Origin of the sequence: Desulfovibrio sp. 1188_IL3213 (assembly GCF_036763145.1) — a bacterium.
In the GTDB taxonomy this organism is placed as follows: domain Bacteria; phylum Desulfobacterota; class Desulfovibrionia; order Desulfovibrionales; family Desulfovibrionaceae; genus Desulfovibrio.
Genome location: NZ_JBAIYR010000233.1, coordinates 1 through 3,588, shown reverse-complemented (window position 1 = coordinate 3,588; position 3,588 = coordinate 1). Strand labels below are relative to the sequence as shown.

At 57.7% G+C, this 3,588-nt stretch carries 4 protein-coding genes; 2 read left to right on the top strand and 2 right to left on the bottom strand.

The genetic code is table 11. The features are described 5' to 3' along the window. Positions 1-463: 463 nt before the first annotated feature. Together rdgB and V6C16_RS09395 are read right to left on the bottom strand one after the other, a co-directional pair. Entirely contained in the window at positions 464-1,093 is a 630-nt protein-coding gene (gene rdgB / locus V6C16_RS09400) for an RdgB/HAM1 family non-canonical purine NTP pyrophosphatase (protein ID WP_333535451.1), read from the bottom strand. A gap of 35 nt (positions 1,094-1,128) precedes the next feature. Beyond that, positions 1,129-2,034: a DMT family transporter gene (locus V6C16_RS09395; protein ID WP_333535450.1), complete on the bottom strand. Its 906-nt coding sequence runs from the start codon at positions 2,032-2,034 to the stop codon at positions 1,129-1,131. Positions 2,035-2,311: 277 nt separating this feature from the next. Between V6C16_RS09395 and V6C16_RS09390 the strand changes: the two genes are divergently transcribed. Further along, a complete protein-coding gene (locus V6C16_RS09390; RefSeq protein WP_333543071.1) occupies positions 2,312-3,382 on the top strand; it encodes an N-acetylneuraminate synthase family protein in 1,071 nt (356 codons plus the stop codon). 2 nt (positions 3,383-3,384) lie between these two features. Next, positions 3,385-3,588, top strand: coding sequence for a hypothetical protein (locus V6C16_RS09385; RefSeq protein ID WP_333543070.1), 204 nt, complete (start codon positions 3,385-3,387; stop codon positions 3,586-3,588).

Genomic DNA, 3,588 nt, shown 5'->3' with positions numbered 1-3,588 from the left:
GCTGCTCCGGCTGCCGGTGTGGGGCTGCTCCGCATCCGGCCGGGCAAAGTTGGCGTCTGTTTGGTGCGGACGAGCCGGATCGGGGGTGGCTGGCGACTGTGGCATGCGGGTACTCACGGCTTCAGGGTTTGCCTTTCTGAATGTTTTTTGGGCGGTGCAGCAGGTTGCGTGCCTTGCTGAGGGCCGGGCGGAAAAGAGTCTGGCCTGTGGCAACGCATTATTTTTTGACGCAAAGTGAATATGCTTCCAGAGCAATTTCTCTTTGAAATTGCTCTGACGGATGCGGGAGCAGACGCCCGCCGCGGAGGCGTAAGCGCAGTTTATCTGCGCGGTTAAACGCCGGAGCGGGCGTCTTGGAAGCCTTGAGAACAGATATTCTCAAGGCGAAAATGCTATAACAGGAAAGCGCGAAAAGCAGAAGCTGCCCCGTCTGCCGCCGCCTGCCGCATGGCGGCACGGCCGGTTATACGCTCATAAAATCCTGCCATTTGGCAAGCAGGGCGCGCAGGGCGTTGCCTCTGTGACTGCGGGCGTTTTTTTCGTCCCGGGTCAGTTCTGCTGCGGTTTTTTGTACGTCTTTGTCAAAGAAAACAGGATCATATCCAAACCCATTCTGTCCGCGCCGGGCAAAAAGCAACGTGCCTTCCCAGTCGCCGCGAACGACCATTTCCGCCCCGTCGGGGCGTACGCAGGCCATGCAGCTCACAAAGCGGCAACCTCTTTTGCTCTCCGGAACATCGGCCAATTCGTGCAGCAGTTTGCGGATATTGCGGGCATCGCGGCTTTCATCGGGCTGGCTGGGCCAATCGTCGGAATAGCGGGCGGAATAGACGCCGGGATTGCCGCCCAGGGCATCCACTTCCAGGCCGGAATCGTCGGCAATGCTCACAAGCCCGGTCAGGCGGGCAACCTCACGCGCCTTGATGCAGGCGTTTTCTTCAAAGGTGACGCCGGTTTCTTCAATTTCTCCAATATGCGGAAAAGCCTCAAGGCTCAGTACCTCCACGCCGAATCGGGCCAGCGGGTCGGCCAACTCGCGTACTTTTCCCGCATTGTGGGTCGCCAGCACAATACGTATGGGCTGTGTGCTCATCAGGATGCTCCTTGGCGGCAGTGCCGCAGGTGTTTTCAGGCTTTCTTTTTATGCTGGGGCAAAACCAGCGTGGCGATGATGATGCCGCTGATAACCAGCGCACCGCCCGCCAGTTGGGCCGGGGCCACACGCTCGTGCAGGACAATGCTTGCGGAGATGCCCGCGAAAACGGGCAGGCTGTAATAGACCATGCCCGCCCGCACCGGGCCGATGTGGTCAACTGCAACGGTCCACAGCCAGAACGACAGGGCAGAGCAGCCGATGCCTGCGTAAAGCACGCTGATGACAAGGGTTGTGGACAGTTGCGGCAGGGGCAGCATGAATGCCTCAATGGCGGTAAAGGGCAGGGAGTAGAGCAGGCCCAGGGCAAACGTGGATATGCTGAAGCCCACAGGCGAGATGTCGGGGCTGCGCCGGCGTATGAACAGGGAGTAGAGGCCGAAGCACAGCACGCCGCCCAGAGCCCACAGGTCTCCTTCATTGAAGCGCAGATGGGCCAGCCGATCCCACTGCCCGCGGCTGACCAGTATTATCACGCCCGCAAGAACCACCAGCACGCCAGCCAGGCGGCGCGGCGAGATTGGCTCATTATAGAGCACACGCGAGAGAATCAGTATGACCACCGGGGCCGTGGGAACCAGCAGGGCCATGTTGATGCTTTCTGTGGTTTGTCCGGCCTTATAGATAAAGGTATTGAGCAGGGTGACGCCAAGAATGCCCAAAAGAGATAGTTCGCGCCAGTTTTTCTTGATGGCGGGCCAGTCTGTGCGCCAGTGCTTTCCGGCAAAGGGCAGCAGGACGATCAGGGCAATGAGCCAGCGCCAGAAGTTGCACTGCCAGGGGGGTATGAGGCCCGCCACCGCTCGTGCGATTACAAAATTTCCAGACCAGATGATGACGGCCAGAAGGGCGGCGGAATAGCCCGTGACATTCTTTTGCATAATAGATGTATCCAAAAAACGGCGTACCGCACTGTAGGCGGAAAGAATTGTTGTGTGCCTGTGACGTGGCGACTGATCAATATAATGCATGTGCGGCGCAAAGGCAAAGTTGTCCATATGTTGTAAAAACGACGAATTACATGTGTAGTTGGCAAAGAGGATATAAAATTTTCTAGTTATCTAGGTTGGTTATAGGCGTCGCCCTGTGGCCCTGCTTTTCTTTTGCACAGCAAGGGAGTATACTGAAAATCTAAAATTCACCAGTGAGGAAATGAGCATGAAACTCATGGATATATTTGCTGTTCCTGCCCCCGAAACGCGCATTCCCGTTCCCTATGTCATTGCCGAAGCCGGAGTGAACCATGAGGGCAGCATGGATATTGCCCGCAGACTTATTGACGAGGCCGCCGAAGGCGGCGCGCACGCCATCAAGTTTCAGACCTACAGGGCGGGAACCTTGGCCTCCAAGGATTCTCCGGCCTATTGGGATACCGGCAAGGAGCCGACCCGCAGCCAGTATGAACTGTTTAAAAAGCACGACTCGTTCTGGAAAAATGAATTTGAAGCGCTCAAGAAACATTGCGACGCAACGGGCATAGCCTTTTTGTCCACGCCCTTTGATGTGGAGTCCGCTCATTTTCTCAATGATCTTATGGACGTGTTCAAGATTTCCTCGTCGGATATTACCAACAAGCCCTTTATTCGCATTCTTTGCGATTTCGGCAAACCCATCCTGCTTTCCACGGGCGCGGCCCATCTGCACGAAATAGCCGAGGCTGTGGAATGGATTGAAGCCAGGGGCAACAAGCTTGCCCTGCTGCACTGCGTGCTCAATTATCCCACGGCGGACGAAAATGCCGCTCTGGGCATGATTCCGGCTCTTGCCCGTCACTTCCCGCAGCACGCCATCGGCTATTCCGACCATACCCTGCCCAGGGACATGCACATTCTTGAAACGGCCACCCTGCTGGGCGCGCGCGTGCTTGAAAAACACTTTACGCACGACAAGTCCCTGCCCGGCAATGACCATTATCACGCCATGGACAAGAATGACCTGCGGCACTTCTTTGAAAGGCTCAACGCCACTCTTGCCAGTGTGGGCGATCTGAACCTGCGCGCCCTGCCGGAAGAAGAACCGGCCAGACAGCACGCCCGCCGCTCTCTGGTCACGGCGCGCGCCGTTCCTGCCGGTACGTGCATCACTGCCGCCGACCTGACATGGAAGCGCCCGGCCCACGGCATTTCGCCGCGCAATTACGACGAAGTGTTGGGTATGTGCGCCCGGCATGACCTGGCGGAAGACACTGTGCTGCACTGGTCTGACCTGGCAAGCGGAAGCAAGGGTTAATCATGGATCACGGGCGCAGCATACTCGTTCTTGGGCGCATGCCCCGGGGGGCCGAACCGGAAACGCACCGGCCCGCCGGACCCTGGTGCTTTGTGGAGCAGGAGGAATTTTTTCCCGCCTGGGACAGGCGTTTTGTTTTTCCGCCCGAACCGCTGGCGGAAGTTCCCGCCATGGAGCGTGCGTGCCGGCGTGCCAAGGCCCTCTGA

Excerpts from the sequence above, each read along its gene's own strand:
- V6C16_RS09395 (WP_333535450.1), bottom strand. The coding sequence starts at position 2,034 with ATGCAAAAGAATGTCACGGGCTATTCCGCCGCCCTTCTGGCCGTCATC.
- rdgB (WP_333535451.1), bottom strand. The coding sequence starts at position 1,093 with ATGAGCACACAGCCCATACGTATTGTGCTGGCGACCCACAATGCGGGA.
- V6C16_RS09385 (WP_333543070.1), top strand. The coding sequence starts at position 3,385 with ATGGATCACGGGCGCAGCATACTCGTTCTTGGGCGCATGCCCCGGGGG.
- V6C16_RS09390 (WP_333543071.1), top strand. The coding sequence starts at position 2,312 with ATGAAACTCATGGATATATTTGCTGTTCCTGCCCCCGAAACGCGCATT.